This window comes from Chelonobacter oris (assembly GCF_000772535.1).
Classification (GTDB): Bacteria; Pseudomonadota; Gammaproteobacteria; order Enterobacterales; family Pasteurellaceae; genus Chelonobacter; species Chelonobacter oris.
The window spans coordinates 1-1,655 of the sequence record NZ_JSUM01000031.1; the positions used below are offsets into that span (position 1 = coordinate 1).

Genomic DNA, 1,655 nt, shown 5'->3' on the forward strand with positions numbered 1-1,655 from the left:
ACCACCACCGCACTGATGCCTTGCGTTTTCAAGCCGCCAATAATGCCGTCAATCACTGATTTGCCCTGACTGCTCAAGGTTGCCGAGTCAAAGTCAAACAGGAAATCGCCCGACAATTCATACTGATTGTTACAGCCGACCGGATTCCAGAAGAACGATTGGGCGTTCATGTCGGTATCAAACAGCACTTTATACTGACAGATTTTATGCACGCCGTTTTGACGGTAGTTAAACACATACGTCCATTCGCGCACCGCAAACAAGCCTTCCGTATAATGCGGGCGACCGATCAGGTAGTACAGCTGATCCTTATTCATGCCTTTTTCGATCATGCGCACATTGTCCCAATTCGGCCAAATGCCGTATTGGGAACCGCTGAAATTCACGCCTGCATCTTCGATTTTCGGCCACACCGGCTCGTCGGTGGTGCCGTCTTTTTTAACATCACTCAAGTTGCCGCAAGCCGCCAACACGATTGCCGCCGTGAATGGTAATAAAAATTGTATTGTTTTTTTCATCTCGATTGTTTCCTTTCGTTTATAACCGCACTTTGCCTTGCTGCAAAACGGCAAAGTGCGGTTTTTTCATGACATTACCACTGATAACCGACACCAATGCTGGCGCTGGTATCTTTCTCGCTGTTGGTTGCACCGGTCAGTTTCACAATGACTTTGCCGTTATCGCTGATGCGGGAAACCCCTAATGCAATGGCATTCTCACCACGGTGCGTACCGCCGGCAACCGCTACCATTGAATGCCCCGGCAAGTAAGCTTGCGGCAAGCCAGCCGCCGCCATCGCGGAAGCCGTACCCGCACTTGCCCGATTGTCAACCTTGTTGATGCGGTTGTTCAGATTGCCTGTTGCCGCATTCAGTTGGTTTACATTCACCGCATCGGTACCTTCGACACCGGCGGCAATATTGCTGATACGATTACCGCCGTTGTTCAACCCATTCGCCGTTAAAGCAACCGTGCCGTTATTACCGCCACTGATCGTAACGCCATTGGTATTTAGCGTGGTATTGCCGGTAGTGACACTGTCCAGATTCAAATCCTTATTCAGAGTTACCTGAACGCCGTTATCCGTTGTTTTAGTGGTAATGTTACTGTCGCCGGTAATCGCCATGGTGTCACCCAGTTGGCGATTAAGCACAACACCGCTATCCGAGTTGAAATTCAAACCTTTTGAGATAGCTGTGGTATTTGCCGCTACATTCTGATTGGTTTGATACAACTGGCTGCCGTTGACCGCTTGAGTGCTGGTGCTGCTCACTTCACCGTTTGCCAAGCCGCTGATGGTATTGGTAGCAGCATCGGTAACCACATTGCCGACAGTCGTTTTGTCAAACGTCACCTCTTTTGCCGTTGCAACGGTATATTCTACGCCGCCGTTGGCATTGGTGCCTTCAGTAACCGTAATATTCTGCCCCGCCGCAACCGAGCTGTGTTTCCCGACTTGTTGCTGTACCGCATACAACTGGCTGCCGTTCACCGCATCGGTGCTGTCGGCTGAAATATCACCGTTAGCTACGCCGGTAATTTTGTTACCGCCGTTAGCCAAGCCGTTTTCAGTCAGGCTTACCGGTGCTTTACCGCTCTCTGCTGTTGGCGTGATGGTAACGCCGCTGTTATTCACAACAGTTTGCGTGCCGTCT

General features: G+C 50.5%; 2 protein-coding genes. Both read right to left on the reverse strand.

Annotated elements, in window-relative coordinates; translation table 11 throughout:
- Positions 1-518, reverse strand: a 518-nt coding sequence (gene bamE / locus OA57_RS12040) for an outer membrane protein assembly factor BamE (protein ID WP_034618221.1), incomplete at its 3' end; no start/stop codon positions are given.
- Between the two features lie 74 nt (positions 519-592).
- Positions 593-1,655, reverse strand: a 1,063-nt coding sequence (locus OA57_RS12045; RefSeq protein WP_200883634.1) for a YadA family autotransporter adhesin, incomplete at its 5' end; no start/stop codon positions are given.